Origin of the sequence: Pseudidiomarina insulisalsae, assembly GCF_003987065.1 — a bacterium.
In the GTDB taxonomy this organism is placed as follows: Bacteria; Pseudomonadota; Gammaproteobacteria; order Enterobacterales; family Alteromonadaceae; genus Pseudidiomarina; species Pseudidiomarina insulisalsae.
The window spans coordinates 57,259-78,140 of sequence record NZ_PIPY01000001.1 but is presented as its reverse complement, the minus strand read 5'-3'; the positions used below and the strand labels follow the sequence as shown (position 1 = coordinate 78,140).

At 52.2% G+C, this 20,882-nt stretch carries 14 protein-coding genes; 8 read left to right on the top strand and 6 right to left on the bottom strand.

Features of this window, described 5'->3' with window-relative positions; translation table 11 throughout:
* Positions 1–7 precede the first annotated feature (7 nt).
* Both CWI71_RS00365 and CWI71_RS00360 read right to left on the bottom strand, forming a co-directional pair.
* Entirely contained in the window at positions 8–1,687 is a 1,680-nt protein-coding gene (locus CWI71_RS00365; RefSeq protein ID WP_126753260.1) for an NAD-dependent malic enzyme, read from the bottom strand.
* 138 nt (positions 1,688–1,825) lie between these two features.
* Positions 1,826–2,524, bottom strand: coding sequence for a 2OG-Fe(II) oxygenase (locus tag CWI71_RS00360; protein WP_126753259.1), 699 nt, complete (start codon positions 2,522–2,524; stop codon positions 1,826–1,828).
* Between the two features lie 143 nt (positions 2,525–2,667).
* Here CWI71_RS00360 and CWI71_RS00355 point away from each other — a divergent pair, with 143 nt between their 5' ends.
* Positions 2,668–5,193, top strand: a complete 2,526-nt coding sequence (locus CWI71_RS00355) for an ExeM/NucH family extracellular endonuclease (protein ID WP_126753258.1) — start codon at positions 2,668–2,670, stop codon at positions 5,191–5,193.
* 51 nt (positions 5,194–5,244) lie between these two features.
* On the opposite strand, the gene CWI71_RS00350 is transcribed toward CWI71_RS00355, so the two are convergent.
* Complete coding sequence (locus CWI71_RS00350) at positions 5,245–5,817, bottom strand: SOS response-associated peptidase (RefSeq protein WP_126753257.1); 573 nt, start codon at positions 5,815–5,817, stop codon at positions 5,245–5,247.
* 100 nt (positions 5,818–5,917) lie between these two features.
* On the opposite strand from CWI71_RS00350, the gene CWI71_RS00345 reads away from it, so the two are divergent.
* From CWI71_RS00345 to CWI71_RS00320, 6 genes are all read left to right on the top strand, one after another.
* Complete coding sequence (locus CWI71_RS00345; protein WP_126753256.1) at positions 5,918–7,618, top strand: serine hydrolase domain-containing protein; 1,701 nt, start codon at positions 5,918–5,920, stop codon at positions 7,616–7,618.
* Positions 7,615–8,967, top strand: a complete 1,353-nt coding sequence (gene gdhA / locus CWI71_RS00340) for an NADP-specific glutamate dehydrogenase (protein ID WP_126753255.1) — start codon at positions 7,615–7,617, stop codon at positions 8,965–8,967. Before CWI71_RS00345 ends, gdhA begins: the two co-directional genes overlap by 4 nt.
* 83 nt (positions 8,968–9,050) lie before the next feature.
* The gene (locus CWI71_RS00335; protein WP_126753254.1) at positions 9,051–10,196 is read left to right on the top strand and encodes a sensor histidine kinase; all 1,146 of its coding nucleotides are present in this window, start codon (positions 9,051–9,053) and stop codon (positions 10,194–10,196) included.
* Positions 10,193–10,852, top strand: coding sequence for a response regulator transcription factor (locus CWI71_RS00330; protein ID WP_126753253.1), 660 nt, complete (start codon positions 10,193–10,195; stop codon positions 10,850–10,852). The genes CWI71_RS00335 and CWI71_RS00330 overlap by 4 nt, the downstream gene beginning before the upstream one ends.
* A gap of 84 nt (positions 10,853–10,936) precedes the next feature.
* Positions 10,937–13,093, top strand: a complete 2,157-nt coding sequence (locus CWI71_RS00325; protein ID WP_126753252.1) for a S46 family peptidase — start codon at positions 10,937–10,939, stop codon at positions 13,091–13,093.
* Between the two features lie 156 nt (positions 13,094–13,249).
* Positions 13,250–14,596: a DUF3300 domain-containing protein gene (locus CWI71_RS00320; protein ID WP_126753251.1), complete on the top strand. Its 1,347-nt coding sequence runs from the start codon at positions 13,250–13,252 to the stop codon at positions 14,594–14,596.
* A gap of 81 nt (positions 14,597–14,677) precedes the next feature.
* On the opposite strand, the gene CWI71_RS00310 is transcribed toward CWI71_RS00320, so the two are convergent.
* Together CWI71_RS00310 and CWI71_RS00305 are read right to left on the bottom strand one after the other, a co-directional pair.
* Positions 14,678–17,554 carry an insulinase family protein gene (locus tag CWI71_RS00310; protein ID WP_126753250.1) on the bottom strand — a complete coding sequence of 959 codons (2,877 nt, stop codon included), beginning with the start codon at positions 17,552–17,554 and terminating at the stop codon, positions 14,678–14,680.
* 131 nt (positions 17,555–17,685) lie between these two features.
* Positions 17,686–18,705: a CNNM domain-containing protein gene (locus CWI71_RS00305; protein ID WP_126753249.1), complete on the bottom strand. Its 1,020-nt coding sequence runs from the start codon at positions 18,703–18,705 to the stop codon at positions 17,686–17,688.
* 93 nt (positions 18,706–18,798) lie between these two features.
* On the opposite strand from CWI71_RS00305, the gene CWI71_RS00300 reads away from it, so the two are divergent.
* Positions 18,799–19,467, top strand: coding sequence for a DNA-3-methyladenine glycosylase I (locus CWI71_RS00300; protein WP_126753248.1), 669 nt, complete (start codon positions 18,799–18,801; stop codon positions 19,465–19,467).
* Between the two features lie 18 nt (positions 19,468–19,485).
* On the opposite strand, the gene gorA is transcribed toward CWI71_RS00300, so the two are convergent.
* Positions 19,486–20,841, bottom strand: coding sequence for a glutathione-disulfide reductase (gorA, locus tag CWI71_RS00295; RefSeq protein ID WP_126753247.1), 1,356 nt, complete (start codon positions 20,839–20,841; stop codon positions 19,486–19,488).
* Positions 20,842–20,882: the final 41 nt, after the last annotated feature.

Below are 20,882 nucleotides of genomic sequence, written 5' to 3'. Positions count from 1 at the left end.
ACTCAGGTCAAATGCTGACACGTTTATAAAAGCGATATTCAGGTGTCCAGAAATGCCCGTCAATGCGCTCAAGCAGCGTCTCATCGGTGATTTCCAGGGCATGTCCCTGGGCTTGAGCGACCTTACCGACAGCAAAGGCAATGCGCTTACTAAGCTCCGCAATTTGCGTCAAAGGTGGCAACAGGATGTCGCCCTCGCCCCGTGCTCTTGGCGATGCATCGGCCAGCGTATTGCTGGCGGCCATGAGCATCTCATCACTGATAACCCGCGACTTTACTGCCAGTACGCCTAAACCAACGCCGGGGAAAATGTAGCTGTTATTACATTGGGCGATGGGATAAATACTGCCATTAAATTTAATCGGCTCGTACGGACTGCCGGTGGCGACAATGGCATCGCCATTGGTCCACTCAATCACATGCGCTGGATGCGCTTCAATTTGCCGCGAAGGATTCGACAGCGGGAAAATAATAGGTCGCTCGGTGTACTGATGCATGGCCTTCACTACTTGCTCAGTGAACAGCCCCGGCTGACCCGAGACACCAATCAAAATAGTCGGCTTGGCATAATGCATGACGTCAAGTAGCGAAGCATACTCACCACTATGCTGCCAGTCCTGCAAGTTGCTGTGTGGTTGCACCAATGCCTGTTGGAAGTCGCGCAAACCGGTCATGCCTTCGGTCAGCAGGCCATACCGGTCGACCATGTAAATGCGCTCTCGGGCTTCGGCATCGGTCAGCCCCTCGGCAACCATTTGTGCAATGACTTGTTCGGCAATACCACAACCAGCAGAGCCAGCACCAACGAACGCAACGCGCTGGTCTTTAAGCGCGACCTCTTTTACTTTGCAGGCGGCGAGCAAGGTGCCTACCGTAACCGCAGCGGTACCTTGAATGTCATCGTTGAAGCAACGAAAATCGTCGCGATACCGCTGTAAAATCGGCATCGCATTGGGCTGAGCGAAGTCCTCAAACTGGATCATTGCTTCAGGCCAGCGCCGGCGAATGGCATGCATGAACTTTTCGATAAAAGCGTCGTAACTTTCCTGGTCGATGCGTTTATGCCGTGCGCCCATATACATCGGGTCATTCAGTAATTTTTCATTATTGGTGCCGACATCAAGGCAGACGGGCAATGTATAAGCCGGACTGATGCCACCACAGGCGGTATAGAGGCTCAGTTTACCTATGGGAATTCCCATGCCGCCAATACCCTGATCACCAAGGCCAAGAATACGCTCACCATCGGTCACGACAATGACCTTCACCTTGCGCTTAGTGGCATTGCGTAATATGTCGTCAAGTTGGTCGCGTTCTTCGTACGAGATAAACAGCCCGCGAGAACTGCGGTAAATGTCTGAGAACTGCTCGCAGGCATCACCCACCGTGGGGGTGTAGATGATAGGCATCATCTCTTCCAGATTATCTTGCAGTAACCGATAGAACAGCGTTTCGTTGTTATCCTGAATCGCGCGTAAATAAATGTGTTTGTTGAGCGCCGTATCGAAGCTTGAATATTGCATGTAGCAGCGCTGTACCTGTTCTTCAATGGTCTCGTAGCGCGGCGGAAGCAGGCCTGTTAAGTTAAACATGGCGCGCTCTTCACGGGTAAAGGCACTGCCTTTATTAAGCAAAGGCGTTTCTAGTAAATTTGGGCCTGCATAGGGAATATACAGCGGATTCTTCATGGAATCATTCTCCTGGCGCTCGGGTTTTCAACGGTTTAGAACCCGTTATTATGGCAAAAATCAGCGCAGTTCACATGGAAAATCCGACCTTCGAAGGGAAACTTGCGTTAATTGACGACCCTGCGCCTGAAGTCGATGTTATGTCCCGAATAGTTGCGCGCCTGACTTCATCAAGATCCAACTGGTCAGAATGTACTTGTCGCCCGACAAGGGGACACTGCCACGATGGGTATGGGTGAAATAACCCGGTGCAATGACCATGCGGCCCTGGCGCGGCGAAATACTGCGGTTCTGATAATAAAAGTCGGTGCTTCCGCCTTCTTTGACGTCATTCAGATAAAACATGAACAACAAACTACGGTGTAAAGCTTCGACACTGCCTTTTTCCGGAAATACCTCACAATGCCAGTAATTATAATTGCCCTTACCCTGTAAATACTTTTGTGCCTGGATGGGCCCTAGTCGATATAGAAACTGCATGTAGGCGGCTTCATTTCCTGCTGCGACCTCGTCAAAGTTTTCATGGGTAAGTGCCACCGCCTCACCGGTTTGTGGATGACGAACCTGCAATGCCACCGGCGCGATCAGTGCAAAGCGATACTTTTTAAAATACTCAACCGTGCAGCGTTCAGTTGCACTGATAATGGTTTGTAGCTGGCGTTGATAGTCAGGGTGCTGATTCAGATACAGGTCGGTGCTGAGCTTTTTACTGGTATCGATCCCACCCCCAGTGCGACCGGGCTGCAAGTGTGGGCTTTGTTCAAAAGTCTCGATAAAGCTTTCACAAAAGTCGCTGCTCAGAGCGTTGTCGTACACTTCGATAAAATCATGGGACATAACATCAAAACTCACTCAGTCTGGCGGTTATTCGTGTGGTGATTCTTGTAGTTATTCTGGCGTTGCGTAGGTGTCATCCACTTGTCATAAAAAGTCATTAAGTTGTTATAAAAAGTGCGCTATAGTGACCCCGCACATGCAACTTGGATTACATAACGATAAGAGAATGGACTATAAAACGTCATAACTTAGCAATCGCATTATCTGCGCTACTTGCGAGCGGCGCAGCTAATGCGGACATCATCATTTCTGAGTATATCGAAGGTAGCTCGAACAACAAGGCTGTCGAGTTTTTTAATGCCGGTAGTACCGAAGTCGATTTAAGCACCTACGTGCTGGAAATTTACTCCAACGGTGACACTGAAGCTGGTAATACCGTGCCGCTGGAAGGCACCTTACCTGCCAACGGTATTTTTGTCGTCGCACATCCGCAGGCCAGTGCCGAGATTCAGGCAGCTGCCGACAAAACGGGTAATCTTTATTACAACGGTAACGACGCGCTGGTACTAAAAAATGGTACTGCTGTGGTCGACTCCATGGGACAAGTAGGCGTTGACGAAGACTGGGCCAGCGAAGGCGTAGCCATGGCTGAGCAAACATTGCGTCGCAAAGACAGTATCATCAGCGGTGATACCGACCCAAGTGATGCTTATCAGCCGCACGTTGAGTTCGATACCTTTGCCCGCGATAGCTTCGGAGACTTAGGTCAGCACTTAGGTTATGGCGCTTCAGAGCCGGAGCCTGAGCCTGAGCCAGCGCCAGAGTTTGGCGCATGTGGCGACAGCGCGACGCTGATCTCGGCGGTACAAGGGGCAGGCTTTAGTAGCCCTATGGTTGACTCTGAAGTCGTGATCGAGGCAATTGTTACTGCCGACCATCAAGGCGGAAGTGGCTCCTTAGGTGGGTTCTTCTTACAAGAAGAAGACGCTGACCAGGACGGCGACGCGAGCACATCAGAAGGTATTTTTGTCTATCATCAGGACACGCAGGTCGAAGTTGGTGACCGGGTGCGTCTGGCCGGTACCGTCAGTGAATATTATGACTCCACGCAAATCAGTAATCTTACCGGTATCACCGTGTGTGCCTCTGGCGAAAGCGTCAGTGCGGCCAGCTTAAGTTTACCTGTCAGCGGCATGGCAGACTTTGAAGCGATTGAAGGTATGCTGGTAACCGTAAGTCATCCGGTGGTGGTAACCAATACCGATACTTTAGGGCGTTACGGTGAGTTCTGGGTTGCTAAAGAGCGTTTGTATACGCCAACGCAGGTAGCAGCGCCGGCCGAAAATAACGACGTGAATATCGCGCTCAACGCGTTCCTTATTGACGATGCCCGTAGTGGCAGTAACCCGGAATCTGTGCCGTTTCCTGCGGGTGACCTGAGTGCGCTGAATCCGCTACGCCTGGGTACCGAAATTACCAACCCAACCGGTGTCATTAATTACTCTTTCAGTGAGTACCGTTTAGTACCAACTGCTGACCTGCAGTATGTGGCTACCAATCCACGAACCGAGCAGCCTGAACTCGCCGCCGAAGGCGATTTACGGATTGCCTCGTTTAACGTTGAAAACTTTTATAATGGTGACGGCCAGGGCGGTGGTTTCCCAACCGACCGTGGCGCAGACTCAGTCGCTGAATATGACCGTCAGTTAGCGAAGCTGGTCGCAGCGATTATCGGCCTGAACGCTGATATCGTTGGTCTGAATGAAATTGAGAACGATGGCTTTGGCGAAGACAGTGCCATTGCACAGTTAACCGCCGAAGTTAACGCGCAAAGCGAGGCCGAGTGGGATTTTGTCGTATTCGAAGGTGCCGATTACGTGGGTGGTGACTCGATCACGAACGCGCTGATGTACCGCACTGATCGTGTGGCGGAAACGGGTACCGCGGTATTCACTACTGATGCGCCGTTTGATTTTGGCAATCGTCCGCCGATTGCGCAGACCTTCCATGACCTGGTCAACGAAGATGAAGTGACCGTGATCGTCAATCACTTCCGCTCGAAAGGTGGGTGCAGCGATAATGCCGCAGCGGGCGATCAGGAGAGTGGCGATGGCCAGGGCTGCTGGAATGCTACACGTGTGGCCGCCGCAGAGACCTTACTGAGCTGGATTGAGGGTAACCCCACCGGCCGCGATGTGACAGATGTACTGATCATTGGTGACCTTAATGCTTATGGCATGGAAGACCCTATTCAGGCGTTGATTGACGGCGGTATGACCGATCTGAAATTGGCTGAACTGGGTGCTGAGAATTACACCTATGTGTATGAAGGCCTGGCAGGTTCACTTGATCATGCACTGGCCTCAGAAAGCCTGACAGCAAAAGTAGTGGCGGTAGCAAACTGGCATATTAATGCCGATGAACCGACCGTCTTTGACTACAACATTGAATACAAGAGTGAGTTCAATCAGAACAACTTTTACAATGCTGACCCGTACCGTAGTTCGGATCATGATCCTGTGGTGGTAGCTATCGCGACGGAAGCTGGTGACACTGGCGACAATGACGGTGGCGATCCGGACGTGGATGAAGGTGGTTCAGCGCCTCCTGCCGAGGAAGAAGTACCGAACCTTGATCACGCGACCACCAGCGGTTCTTTCCCGGTATGGCTGGGACTGAGCACCCTGCTGCTGGCGCTGACGCGTCGTCGCCTGAAGGTGACGCGATAACGCCAACGCGTAGTGCTAATACCAAAGCGCTGACCCAGGTCAGCGCTTTTTTTATGCCGAAGCGTTAATGCGGAGGGCCGTATCAGGAAACGCGTGAAACAGCGCAGGTAACTGCTCAATGTCAGCATGCATCCAATAATCGAGCGCGTCATGCTCGATCAGCAATGGCATGCGATCGTGATACTGCGCACAGCGAACGGTCGGCGCGGTGGTAGAGGTGACCAGTCGCGGGCCGTCGTCGCTGCGAAATACCATACCGGCCATAAATAACGGCTGACCATCAGCAGCACTGAAGTAATATTTGGTCTTGCCATGTTGTTCGGCCCGCCATTCATACCAGCCACTCACAGGTACGAGACAGCGCGATTGCTGAAATGCCTGGCGAAAGGTTTTTTTCTCAGCGGCGGTTTCAACTTTGGCGTTTATGATCAAACGTTTGGCCCACTGTGGTTGAATGCCCCAGTGCGTCGGGATCTGGCGCCAGCCGCTGCTGCTGACCATCAGCGTGTCCACCCGCTGGGTGGGCCTGAGATCGGTATTGTCGTGGGTGCTGAAGTTAAGCTGAAGCTGTTCGCGCAAATACTGGGCAATGGGCGCAGCGATGACATTCATCCTTCCACACACGGCAGATCTCCTAAATGCTTGCATTGGTAAATGACAGAAAAAACGGCAACTTGCGGCAGGCTGGACTAGTATTGATTAAAAAATTACCAAGGAGCTTACCATGCCTACTAAAAACCTGATTCTGCCTGTTTTGTTACTGAGTCTAATCAGCTGTACGCCTGCTGTCGAGCCACCTGCTGCAGAATCACCAGCGGCGGCGCAACCAAGTGCGTTAACTCAGAAATTTGATGCCACACTGGACGCCATTTATGAGAATGATGCGCCCGGCGTTACGGTGATGATTTCGCGCGAAGGTGAGCAGCTCTACTCGGGCGTCCGTGGCATGGCTGATCTCGAGTTGGGTGTGGCGATGGCGCCTGAGCATATTTTAAAAATTGGCTCGGTGACCAAGCAGTTGACCGCTGCCGCGATTTTAAAGCTGGCAGAACAGAACCAGCTGAGTGTTAACGATGCGGTGGGCACCATCCTACCGGACTTTCACGAGCCAGAATTAACCATTCACCAGTTGCTGAACCATACCTCAGGCCTGCCCAGTTACACCGATAACAGTGAGTATATGATGGGTAATGGTATCCGTGCTGACGTGACCGCCGCAGAGATCATCGCGTTAACCAGTGATCTGCCTTTGCATTTTATTCCGGGCGAGGACTGGCGTTACAGTAATTCAGGCTATGTGGTGCTTGGTGCGGTGATTGAAGAGCTTAGTGGTAAAAGCTGGCATGCGTTCATTGACGAGCAACTGCTACAGCCGCTGCAGTTACAAAAAACCGGCTACTTCCATGCCGCGGAAATCGTTCCCGGTCGGGTGCCCGGGTATATGTTTGAAGATGGCTTTATCAATGCTCCTTATATCAGTATGACACAGCCCCACGCTGCTGGCGCATTCTCGGCAACAGCAACTGAGCTGGACCGCTGGCAGCGCGCTTTACACGGTGGCGAAGTACTTTCTGAGCAAAGTTATCAGCAAATGATCGATGCCAGTAGTGGACTGAATGATTATGCCTATGGCGTCGGTGTCAGCACCTTGCAAGGTCATTCAATGATTAGCCACGGTGGCGGGATTCACGGTTTTAATGCCTATGCATTGTGGCTACCTGAAACACAGCTGTCGGTGGTGGTGCTGAGCAATCGTATGGCGCCGGGCATGGGCGCAGGCGAGACGGCCATGCGACTGGCTGGCATTGCACTTGATCAGCCATTCCCTATCGAAAAAGCAACGGTAGATGTGCCACCAGAGTTGCATGACGCGATCATCGGAACTTATCGGGTGGATGAGCAAACCTCGCGGGTGATTTTCTCGCGTGACAATTCACTTTACAGTAAACGTGGCGACGGTCAGGCTTTTGCGCTGCGTTATGTCGGCGATGATCAGTTCGTTTATACCGACTCACTGACTTATTTTGAGGTATTGCGTGACGCCAACGGCGCTGTTGAGGGGCTTAATTTTTATCCGGCCGATCAGAACATGCCTGATTACAGTGAAAAAATCAGTGAGGAGGTACAGGTACGCCAGGCGATCACACTTGATGATGCACAAATTGCGCGCCTGGTTGGCGACTATCAACTGCAGCCGGGGTTTGTGATTAGTATTCGCCATACGGATGCGGGAATTACGGCACAGGCCACCAATCAGTCGGCATTTTTAGTCGAAGCTTCCAGTCCGGCGGTTTTATTTAGTGAGCAGTTTGGTATCGTCATGGAGTTCGAATTACCAGAGCAAGGCGCGGCAACCCAACTAAATTTATTACAAGGTGGTCAAAATCTGCCGGCGCCGCGTATCGAGGACAAGGAGGACGAATGACTTATATCCATGACAGCATTGAACAATTAAAAAGAACCAGTCCGGCCCAAACCGAGTTTTATCAGGCGGTAGAAGAAATACTGGAGTCACTGGCGCCCGTACTGGAGCAGAATCCGAAATACCGTCAACACTCGATCATTGAGCGCTTGCTGGAGCCTGAACGGCAGATTATGTTTCGCGTACCCTGGGTCGACGATGACGGCAAAATTCAGGTCAATAAAGGCTATCGTATTGAATTTAACTCAGCGTTAGGGCCTTACAAAGGTGGCTTGCGTTTCCATCCGAGCGTCAATGCCAGTATCGTCAAGTTTCTCGGTTTCGAACAAATCTTTAAGAACGCGTTGACCGGGTTGCCAATTGGTGGCGGAAAGGGCGGCGCTAACTTTAATCCGAAAGGTAAATCAGACGCCGAAATCATGCGTTTTTGCCAGTCATTTATGACCGAACTACATCGCCACATAGGTCCGCATACTGATGTGCCAGCTGGTGATATCGGTGTAGGTACGCGTGAAATCGGTTACATGTTTGGGCAATACAAGCGCCTGATGAATCGTTTTGATGGTGTTATGACGGGTAAAAGTAAGCTTTGGGGCGGCTCGGCACTGCGCACCGAGGCGACCGGTTTTGGTTGTGTGTATTTTGCGCAGGAGCTCTTGAATCACCGCGATAAGTCGATGGAAGGGAAACGTTGTCTGGTGTCGGGTTCAGGAAATGTTGCTATTTACACCATGCAAAAACTGTATGAGCTGGGTGCCAAGCCGATTGCCTGCTCAGACTCCAACGGTACGATTTATCATCCGCAAGGCATTAATCTTGACTTAGTGAAAGAGATTAAAGAGGTTCGGCATGGGCGCTTAATTGAGTATTGTGAGACCCATGATGATGCCGAATACACCGCCACTGAAGACTACCCTGACGATGGCGAGGCGATCTGGCGCTATGAAGCTGATATTGCTTTTCCCTGTGCGACGCAAAATGAACTGAACGAGCACGATGCGCAATGCTTATTGGAAAACGGTATTGAAGCAGTGGTTGAGGGGGCGAATATGCCCTGTACCCAAGCCGCCGTCGACTTGTTTGTCGAACAGTGCACCGCTTTTGGTCCGGGCAAAGCAGCCAATGCTGGCGGGGTGGCGACCAGTCAGTTGGAAATGGCGCAAAACGCCAGCATGACGCGCTGGACCGCCGATGAAGTCGATGAGCAATTGCAGTGCATCATGCGCCGTATCTACCGCGACGCGCAACACACGGCCGAAGAATTCGGTCACCCGCACAATCTGGTGCTGGGCGCCAATATTGCCGGCTTCCGACGGGTGGCGGATGCGATGATTGATCAGGGTGTCGTTTAAATAGTGACTTTTGGCATAGGCATGTGCCGGCGATTCAGGCTAATCTGGCTAAACTTCGATCGTCGATAGCTGGCACATGATCTATGCAGATTAAACATTCACTCAATGACTTTGGAATAGAACGCTGGGCAGGCCTGCTGACCTGGGCGTTATTGGCAACGATGTCGCTTTGGCTGATCGCCGGGCGGCCAGACTCGGCCCTTTTCTCCGCGTCCTGGTGGGGAGCACTGCTGCTTTTTGTCGTCTACATTGTTGCGTTCGCCAAGGCCACCCAGGAGCAATCGCTAAAGTTTGAACCCACAAGCCGGTATCTGTTACTGCTATTACAGCTGCTCTGTGTCTACATCCTGTTCTGGTTATTGCCACTGAATTTTCTGGCGATTTTGTTAACGATGTGGTGCGCGCAGCTACCTTATTTTTTCACCATCCGTAACTCGGTGCTGATAGCGGCGTTGATCAACGTTCCTCATGCGCTGATTTTCCAGCTGCACTGGCAACAGCAGGATGCCTGGCTGACCAGCCTGCTATTCTGGGCATTTCATTTATTTGCCATTCTGATGATGGGCAGTCAGCTACGCGAGCAACGCGCGCGGGAGAGCGAGCAAGCGCTAAACCGTGAACTTCGGGCCACGCAAAAGCTACTTACGGAAGTCAATAAACGACAGGAACGCACCCGCATTGCCCGCAATATCCATGACTTGCTCGGCCACCATTTGACCGCTCTGGCAATCCAGTTGCAGGTCGCTGAACGCAAAAGCGAAGGTGAGGTTAAGCAACTGCTACAGCAGAGCCAGGGAATAGCGAAGTTATTACTGGCCGACGTGCGCGAGGCGGTCTCAGAAATAAGAGCTTCGGCGGCGATGCCGCTGAAGCCATTACTGGAACAGTTGCTAATACCAACTCCGCATAAACGCATTGAACTCGACCTTGATCCCGGATTGCAACTGGCACAGGTCGAGGTCGCTGAGGCAGTGGTGCGGATAGTGCAAGAGACGATTACCAACTTCGTCCGGCACTCGCGGGGCAACTGTTTGCGTATCGCTGCGCAACTCAGCGACCGCCATTTTAACCTGCAGATGAGTGACAACGGAGGGCCGACGGCCACCGTTGAGCTCGGTAATGGCTTGCAAGGCATGCGCGATCGCGTGCATGCCTTAAAAGGCTCGTTCGCGCTCACGACCGCGCCGCAATTTTGTATCCGTATTTCGTTGCCGGTAGAACAATCATGAGCATAAAAGTGATCTTGGTAGATGATCAAAACCTGGTGCGTCAAGGGCTGCAAAGTTTGTTAGCACTTGCTCCTGAGGTGGACGTGGTAGCGCTGGCCGCCAACGGTAATGAAGCGCTGGAACAGGTCGCGGAGTATGTGCCGGATGTCGTGCTGATGGATATTCGCATGCCGGAGTGTGATGGGATTCAGGCCGTCACAAAGCTGCAGCAACGGTATCCGGGTATTCCGGTACTGATGCTCACCACCTTTGATGATCACACCAGCATCATGGCTGCGATTAAGGCGGGCGCGAAGGGATATTTGTTAAAAGATGTGTCGTTGGAGACGCTGGTGGCAGCCATTGAATGCCTGCATCAAGGTGGTACCTGGCTTGAGCCCACACTCACTCACCGCATTGTCGAAGGCTTGCAATCAGGTTCGAAAAGCGGCACTGAAGAACTGACAGAGCCGCTTACCGATAAAGAGCTGGCAGTGCTGCGCCTGTTAGCCGCAGGGCTGAGCAATCAGGAAATTGCTGAGTGTCTGTTTAAGTCAACTGGCACGGTAAAGAATCAGGTTTCGACCATATTGGCAAAATTAGGCGTGAGCGACCGCACCCGTGCGGTTCTTAAAGCTATCGAGTTGGGTCTGCTCAGCGCTTCGGATAACCGTTGACATCGGTCGTACTTGCGTCAATGATGGTGACCAACCTTTTATTAACTTCCCTCTCGTTCAATAACTATAACTATGAGTGAATTCATGAAAAAGTCATTACTAGCTCTTGCACTGCTTAGCACCAGTGCGCTTGCCGATGAAGGCATGTGGATGCCGCAACAACTTCCGGAAATCGCCGGCCAGTTAAAAGCTGCCGGTTTAGAATTAGACCCGGCCACCCTGACCCGGCTGACCGAGTTTCCTATGGGCGCGATTGTTAGTTTAGGGGGCTGCTCGGCCTCATTTGTCTCACCTCAGGGCCTGGTCGTTACCAATCACCATTGTGTGTACAACAGCATTGCCTACAACTCCACGCCTGAGAATGATTTACTCGCAAATGGTTTTTTAGCTGCAACTATGGCAGAGGAAGTCGCTGCGGCGCCAGGTTCACGTATTTACGTCACCAAAGCGGTTGAGAACGTCACCGCAGAGGTTATTGATGCGGCGACAGCTCAATTGACCGGTAAGGCACGGGTGGACGCTATTGAGTCAAACTACAAGCGCATTGTTGCGGCCTGTGAAGAGGACGCAGGACATCGTTGCAGTGTGTCGTCGTTTTATGGTGGCCTGGAATACTATCTGATCAAGCAGCTGGAAATTAAGGATGTCCGGTTGGTGCACGCGCCCGCTGAGGGCGTCGGCAAGTTTGGTGGTGATACCGACAACTGGATGTGGCCGCGGCATACCGGTGACTACTCGTTTTATCGCGCCTACGTCAGCCCGCAAGGCGAATCGGCAGAATATTCAGAAGACAACGTGCCCTATCAGCCTGAGCATCACCTGACGATTAGTCAGGAGGCGCTTGATGAGGGTGACTTTGTGATGGCGCTTGGCTACCCGGGGCGTACGAACCGTCACCGTCTGCCCAGCGAGGTGGAGAATACCTTCGAGTGGAGTTATCCCAACATGGTCGAGCGCTTTCGCGATAATCTGGACATTATTGCCGCACAAACCGTCGATAATAAAGATGCCGAGTTAAAATATGCCAGTCGCGTCGCGGGCCTGAACAATTACCTGAAAAATCGCCAGGGTATGCTAGACAGTTATGCCAACAGCGACCTGCTGGCGCGCAAAAAAGCGGAGTATGCGGCGCTGACCGAATGGGTTAACAGTTCCATGGCAAACCGTGCGGCTTATGCCGATGATCTGATTGCGATTGAGCAATTGCTGGCCGAACGTCATCAACGCGAGCGCAATGATTACTACCGCTCACTGGCGACGCCGCGCTTATTAAGTGTCGCGCAGGCGCTTTATAAGCTCAGCCAGGAGCAAACTAAAGCGGATGCCGAGCGTGAAGTGGGCTACCAGGAACGTGATCTGCCACGCTACCGTGCCTATATGGCCGGTCTGGATCGTAGCTTTGCCGCCAGTGTTGAGCAGGCGCTCGATTTTTATAATCTGAAAAATTACTTGCAAGTACCAGCTGACCAGCGTGACACAACCTTTGACAATGCGTTGGGCCTCAAGGACAACATGAGTGATGCCGAGCTGCGCTCACTCATTGCTAAATGGTACGTCGAGACAGACCTTACTGAACTTGCAACCCGGAACGAGTTACTGGAAGCCAAACCCAGTCAGTTTGCTGACAGTGACGATGTCTTTATTAAAGCCGCAGTTGCCCTGTACCCGCAGCAACAAGCCGAACAGGACCGCGCCGAAGAGTTATCGGGCAACATTCAGCAAGCCTATGCCAATTATATGAAAGCAAAAATTGCCTTCATGAACGAGCAGGGCGAAGCGGTTTATCCGGATGCCAATAGCACCTTGCGGGTGACCTACGGCACTGTGACCGGACGTGACCATGGCACTTACGATGGTACCGCCTGGACAGCGTTTACTACCTTGCGCGGCATTATGCAAAAGGCTACCGGTGAGGGTGAGTTCAACGCGCCGCAAGCACAACTGGATGCCATCGCGGCAAAAGACTTTGGTGACTATTATGTCGCCAGCCTCGACTCGGTGCCGGTGAACTTCCTGGCGACGCTGGATATTACCGGAGGTAACTCTGGTTCTGCAGTACTTAACGGTAAAGCAGAGCTGGTGGGACTGGCATTTGACGGAACCCTTGATTCAATTATCTCGGACTGGGATTTTAATATTGATAACACCCGTTCGATTCAGGTCGACAGTCGCTTTATGCTGTGGCAAATGGAGCAGGTAGACGATGCTGATAACCTTTTGAAAGAGCTAGGCATTCAGTAACAGGACTGGCCGCCGTCCGAGTCCGGACGGCGGCTTGTTTAGCCAGCCCGATGACGCTTTACCTTCGCTTTACATACCTTCGGTCACTTTTTCGGTGACGCCTGCGTCTATACTAGTAACGATGGTTAAGTCCATCCACCATACGGAGGCTCACTCATGAGACAGTTTAAACAAGCCAGATTACCGTTGTTGAAGTTAAGTGTCGTATCCTTGGCTTTAGCAGCTTCCGTCGGTTGTACTACGGTGCCAAACGCCTATGCTGAAGCGCCGAATTATACCGCTTATGCTGTTGATGGTGTTTATCAGCGCGCTGACTTAGATCGCATGCTGGCACCCATCGCGCTTTACCCTGATAGCTTACTTTCACATATTCTGATTGCCGCGACCTATCCACTGGAAGTCGTGCAGGCCGAGCGTTGGACGCGCGAACATCAGCATCTTTCCGCGGAGCGAGCCCTGGCAGCTGCGGATGCTCAGGACTGGGATCCCAGCGTGAAAGCTTTAGTGGCGACTCCGGATGTGCTACGCCAGATGAGTGAAGATTTGCAGTGGACGCAAGCGGTGGGTGAGGCATTTCTGGCGCAGCAAGAAGATGTGCTTGCCAGTATTCAATTGCTGCGGGATCGCGCCTATGCCGCCGGTAACCTGCGGAGTGATGACCATGTGGCCGTCGCCCGTGAGCGCGACGCGATTCGTATTCATACGGTGCGCCGCGAAATCGTTTATGTACCGGTATATGACAGCCGCTATGTGTACGGCTCCTGGTGGCACCATCGTCCCCCTGTCTACTGGGACGGCTGGGGCATGTCAGTAAGTTATGGCAGCGGTATTCGCTGGTCGCTTTCGTACCATGTACCGCATTGGTATTTTTTCAGCGACTTTTACTGGGCTCACCGTTACGTGGTGATTCATCACCATCATTATCACGATCGCCATCGTGACCGCCGTCATCGCCGTGATTACTATGATCATCCGCGACCAGGCGAGGGCGATCGTTGGCGCCATGACCCACGCCATCGCCGCAATGTTGATTACCGGCACCGTGAACTAGTGCGTAATCCGCCGCAACTGGAGCGCAAAACACCGCCCGGTCGGGTGATAGGAGCACCGGTGAAAGAAGAGCGGCCACCGCAGGTTGAGTTACGCCGCCGCTTACTCGAAGCCGAGGCCCAGCCGCGCATGCGTCGGGTAAATGAACCACGCATGGAGCAAAAACCGGTCGCTCCGGTGGTACGGCAGCAGCCGCGCTTTGAATCCAAGCCAAGTCAGCCGGTGGTACGGCAGCAGCCGCGCTTTGAATCGAAGCCGAGTCAGCCGGTGGTACGGCAGCAGCCGCGCTTTGAATCCAAGCCAAGTCAGCCGGTGGTACGGCAGCAGCCGCGCTTTGAATCGAAGCCAAGTCAGCCCGTAGTACGCCAGCAGCCGACGCCGGTTGAGCGCGGCCCGGTGAAACGGGTCGAGCGCGGGGCGAAGCCGAAGAAAGATCATCGCGAGATTGACTGATTTGCGGCTATGACGCAGCGCGATTGGGAACAGGTAAACTACTGTTCCCAACGTTGCTCCCGCAGTCGCTCTAAGGGCTAGCTACTGTTTTTTCATCTGCTCATGAAACTCGCTTAACTGCTCAACCGTGGTTTGTTCAGCAAACTCGGCAAAGGGCTGCTCAGCAAACTTAGTGCCACGCATCTGTACATTAATGCGCGCCGCAGACGGGTTTTGCATGGTGTCCTGGTAAAACTTGCGAACATCAGCCAGCGTCACCAGTTCAACTGCGTCGATCAGGCGCTGCTTGCTGTCAAATTCAAACTCCTCTCGATACCAGTCACTGATGAGTGGAGCGGCTTCTTCTGACATATTCTTGGGCGGCTCTTTTAAAGTGACCAGCGTACTGCTCTTAAGCTGCTCAAACTCGGCTTCGGTCAGTTCCGCCAGCACAGTTGCATACTCGTCGCGGAATGCATCGAAGCGCGCCTGCATCGCGGCCACGTCTTTCACCGGGGTCTGAATATACATGGCAAACCCTGTGTAATCATCGAGTCGCGTAGCGGTGCCACCCACCGCGTACGCCAATTGCTCTTCAGTGCGTAAGCGATCGAACGCGACATTGCTGAAGTGTCCCTTCAATACGGTAGCTGCGGCATACGTGGCATAGCCCGGCGTCGGATTGACGTGAACATCAATCAGACCGACATCGGCAACGTCAATATCCTCTTGCCAGACCACCGTCTTGTCCTGCTGTGGCAGCCAGAAGGCAGCCGTTTCATAGGCAACATTCTGGCGCTCGGCGGGCAGGGCGTTGGCGACTTTCGCAACAACGTTTTCCAGCGCGGCCTGATTGTAATTGCCAAACGCAAAGATACGGGTGTTGTTTTGCTGCAAAAACTCATGCATAAACACTTCAAGATCGTTCGCCGTCAGTGACTGCGCGGTGCTGATCAATTGCTCAGTATTAAAGTTACCTTCGCGGATAAGACGGTTATAAGCACCGAAGGCCTGATAGAACGGGAACTGCTTGTCTTGATTCTGCAAGGCGCGCACGTAGCGGTCGACTGCCTGTGTGAAGTTCTGTTCATTCACGCTAACTATCAGCTCGGCTAACGCTTGCTCGAGTAATACCGGCTGTTTATCGGTAAAGCCGCCTACGCGCAATGTCAGGCCGGTATTCGCCGCCAGACTCAGGTTCATACCTGCAATACCCGCCTCAGTAGCGAGCGCGCTTTGTTGCAGGTTGTAAAGGTCACGCCAGAGCGATAGTAAGACATCGGCTTTAGCTGACTGTAAAGCATTCGGGTAGTTCATATGAATGCTCATCCAGCCGCGCGGCTGGTCAGCAAAGTCCTCACTGGGATAATGCCATACCGTAATACCGTCTTGCTCAACGACCACCTCAGGTTTCTCAGGCTGGGTTTCAGCGACCAGCTCAAAGTTCTCCGGAAGTAAGTTATTGACCGCTGGCAGATGCATCGGCAGGTTTAGCGCCTGTTGCCAGGACGACTGTTCGTCAGCGCTAATATCGACGACTTTGTACTTGCCGTCGTAATAATACAGCTCACTATCATGCGGTTCTTGCTGACTGACATACCAGATCCGCAGACGTTCAGGCGTTAGCTGATCCAGTACTTTACGGATCGCTTCGGCATCGAAGCGCTCGTAATGGAAAGGCGCCGCGATGGCCATGGCGGCGGGAACATTCTGCATGGCTTCGGCCAGGTTCGACACGTAACCAAATTCGTCAGACTTCTCTAAGAAGCGGAATTGGTTCTGCAGACTGGTTTTGATTTCGGCGTAATACTTCTCGTCCACACCTTGCGCTTTAATCAGCTCAAGATATTGCATTAACATGGCGGTAATGGTTTCGCGATTTTGCATGCCAGCGTCAGTCAGGCTGACATCAATACTGAAACTGCCGTAGTTACCGTATTGTGTCGGACTTGCTGAGACGTTCAGGCTGGAAATCATGCCGCTGTTCTTCAGCAAATATGCGGGCGTGCCTGGCATTTCTGAACCCATCAGATAAGCAATAAACTGATTGGGTTTAACCGCAAAGTCGTCGCTATTATCGTTGATGATAAATTCAAGTCGTAACTGCTTGATATCCTGATTGGGAACGTAATGAATACGCTTGCCGCCAACATGATCGAAGTCGAGCGTGGTACTGACTTCGGGCTCGGCAATCGCTTTGTTCTCAATCTCGCTGAAGTGTTTGCGGGCGAGCTGCTCTAGTTCTGCCAGCGACTGGTTGCCTAATAGCGCAACCTTCATGATATTGGCGGAGTAATAGCGTTCATAAAAGGCTACGGTTTCGGCATGCAAAGGGCTGCCATCTTTATCACCCAACGACTCCAGGTTGCCAATCAAAAACCGGTTGGCCGGGTGATCGCCAAGGAGATTACGGGCTAATTTGAACTGGCCAAAAAAGTCCATCTCGCGGCGCATGGACCATTCGGCATTCACCGCATTTTTCTCTTTATCGGTATACTCCGGGTAGAGCATGGGTGCTTTAAAAAAGTCAGAGAAACGGTCCAGTGCTTCGTCGACTGCGTCGTTATTGACGCTAAACATATAGTTGGTGATATCAAGCCAGGTGTATGCATTCTGACTGCCGCCGTTCGCCGTCATAAACTCTGAATAACCTTTGGTATCCGGATAATCTTCAGTACCAAGAAATAGCATATGTTCCAGATAGTGAGCCATACCCTGCTGGCTTTGCGGATCTTGCAACAGTCCTACACCCACACTCAATGAGGCGGCTGATTTTTCCGTAGTTGGATCAGAGATCAGCATCACTTCGAGCTGGTTGGGCAGCACAACCACTTGATAGTGACGGTCATCATTCGGTGACTTAATCACCGGGGCTTGTGCGCTTTGCTCAGCCTGTGGCTGCGCAGGTGTCGCTTGCTGAGTAGTACACCCGCTTAGCAAAGCGAGACTGATCGCGCTCGAAAGAAATAATCGTTTCATAGTCCGTTGCTCTTGTTAATGAAGAAAGGAATAACAGACTAAGTTTAGAGAGTTGTACGCTATTTTTTGACTAAAAAACCGTGATTGCGTCGCTTGGTTTGTAACAAAACTTGATCCAGCGACGCCTCTATTTACTCTTGCTCGGTTTTTATGCGCTGTCCCCAGCGTTGTTTGGCGTAGCGGCGCAGGCTTGGAACAATATCAGTTTCGTCCATAATTGGCTGACCCAGAATCGTTTCAATTATATCTTCAAGCGTAATGATACCAAGCCAGGTGCCGTGTTCGTCATACACCACGGCCATATGCTGGCGGGTTTCCAAAAAGCGTGTCAGAGCTGTTTCTAAGTCAACTGACGGAGAGAACACCTCAATATGCCGTGCGAGATCTTTAATTGCCATTTCGCGATGTGACTCCAATGCCTCATTGCGCAAAATAAGACCCTGTGGTTCCTCATCGGCGTCAATAATAGGAAAACGCGAGTAGGGCATGGCTTTTACTTGTTCCAGGAATTCACCGACGCTACGCTCCGGTAATACAGACTCGCAAACTGTGCGCGGCGTCATCGCTTTACTGACTTTAATGGCGTGCAAATCGAGAATATTGCTGATCACGCGCTTTTCTTCATTGTCGATGGCATTTTGTTCATGCCCGACCGTCGCCAGGGCTTTAATTTCCGCGCGGATATCAATGTCATGGGACTCACCGCCAATCCGGCGGGTAATGAGATCTGAAAGCCAGATAAAAGGTTTCAGGATGAAAATCATAAAATTGAGTATCGGCGGCAGCACTGGCGCTAACCCTCGCCAGAATTTTGCCCCAATGGTCTTTGGAATGATTTCGGAAAGTACCAGAATTAATACGGTCATAACTGCCGAGGCGATGGCAAGATAACCGTCGCCATAAACCACACCAACCTGAGCACCGACGCCAGCCGCCCCCACCGTATGCGCTACGGTATTCAGAGTCAGAATAGCGGCCAGCGGACGATCAATGGTCGCTTTGAGGTGTTCCAGTTGGTGGTAAAGTCTGGGGTTCGGGAGTTTTTGCTGGGCAATATAGCTCGGTGTTATGGAGAGTAACGCGGCCTCTAAAATGGAGCATAAAAACGAAATGCCAATTGCAACAAAGGCAAAAACGATAAGTAAAAACATTCGCATCCTGATTCGGGGTTAGGTTAATCTGAAAATTAGCACAGAGCAGGCATGGCTTGCCACTGTTTTACCTGGTTGAAAATGGTAACCCCCATGAAATTTGATTATTTTTATGAGCGCGCATTAGCACGTAAAGGCGAGCAGGAGCTGCAGGCGCGCTTGCCGAAACTCACCCCGGCGCAACAGTTACGTGAACGCGACGATGCGTTTTACCTGGCAGAGCTGACCCGTGGTATTTTTCGCGCAGGTTTTGTCTGGCGCATCATTGATCACAAATGGCCGGGTTTTGAGGCTGCGTTCAGTGGCTTTGTACCGGTTTATTGGCAGCAGGTGCCGCCGGAAAGGCTGGAGCAGCTAGCCAACGATGAGCGGATCATCCGTAATTGGCAAAAAATTGAAACGGTGCCCGTTAATGCGCGGATGATCGTTGAAGTTGCTGAACACTACGGCAGCTTTGGCGAGTTTCTGGCACAGTGGCCGTCGGCTGAACAAGCGCAGTTGCTGCAGTATCTGCAACAGCATGGCTCACGCCTTGGCGGTGCCACCGCACAACACTTTTTGCGCCGCGTGGGTTGGGATGGTTATGTGTTATCCGCTGATGTCCTCACCGCCTTGCGCAATCACCAGTTACTGGATGCATCACCGGGCAGTAAAAAGGGCCTGCAACAAGTGCAGACCCTCTTCAATGAATGGCATCAGCAGACCGGGCTACCTTATAGCCACCTTTCCCGCATTCTGTCGATGACAGTAGACGCGTTATGAAAAGCGATACGCTGCGCTTTAGCGCAGCGTAACAAACTCTTCGGCGCTGGTCGGATGCAAGGCGACCGTGGCGTCAAAGTCAGCTTTGGTGGCGCCCATTTTCATAGCGACGGCAAAGCCCTGCAGAATTTCATCCATACCCTCACCAATACCGTGAATACCGACGACTTTTTCTTCAGGACCGGTGCAAACCAGCTTGAACGTACTCAGCGCGCGATGGGGTGTTACCGCGTTATACATGGCGGCAAATCGGGAGCGATAGACCTTGATATTACCCTCACCGTATTTCGCTACCGCTTCCACTTCGGTCAGGCCGACGGTGCCAATTGGCGGGTGGCTGAACACGATCGTGGGAATCTGGCTGTAATCCATGTGCGCATCAGGCATTTGTGGATTAAACAAACGTTCGGCCAGCAACCGGCCTGCTTTAATCGCTACCGGGGTAAGTTGCGCTTCGCCGGTGATATCGCCTACCGCGTAAATACCTTCCACGTTGGTATTCTGGTATTTGTCAGTGCGCACGAAGCCGACCGGGTCGACTTCAACCCCTGCCGCTTCGAGATTAATTTTGTCGGTGGCAGGCTCACGACCGATGGCCCAGACCAGACAGTCGACGTCGTTCAGTACGTCGCCACTTTCGGTGTGCACATCAAGTAAACCGTCGTCGCGTTTCACCACTTTCTTAACCACTGTGTTGGTGTGCAAGGTAGGGCCGTCCTGTGCCAGGCGCTCCAGCAGACCATCAGTAATGTCTTCGTCAAAGTAGCGCAACGGACGTTCGCGACGTACCAGCAAGTGGCTGTCTGATCCTAAGGCATGGAGTACGCCGGCAATTTCAACGGCGATGTAACCGGCGCCAACCACGACCGCTTTTTCCGGGCGTTGCTTTAGAGCGAAGAAACCATCCGAGTCGATACCGTGCTCAGCGCCTTCGCAGGAAGGGATAATGGCGCGGCCACCTACGGCGATGGTGATATGGTCAGCGGTGATTTTTTCACCATTAACTTCTACGGTATTTTTATCGACAAAGCGCGCAAAGCCTTCAATGTACTCAACCCCATTACTGTCGAAGCCGCGTTTGTAGCCGCCGTGAATACGTTCAATATAGGCTTCACGGTTACGCACCAGCGTGTCCCAGTCGAATCCTTTTTGCTCCAGCTTAAAGCCGTAGGCCTCACTGTATTTGAGCGCTTCGGCAATATGCGCGCCATACCACATAACTTTTTTGGGAACACAGCCAACATTTACACAGGTGCCACCGACCGCTTTTGCTTCAATAACGGCGGCTTTTGCGCCACGAATGGCGGCACGATTGGCTGAAGCGATTCCGCCGCTACCTGCACCAATCGCCAAATAATCATAATGTCGAGTCATGCGTTGTACTCCTGTTACATGGTAATCTGTCAAAATTGAGG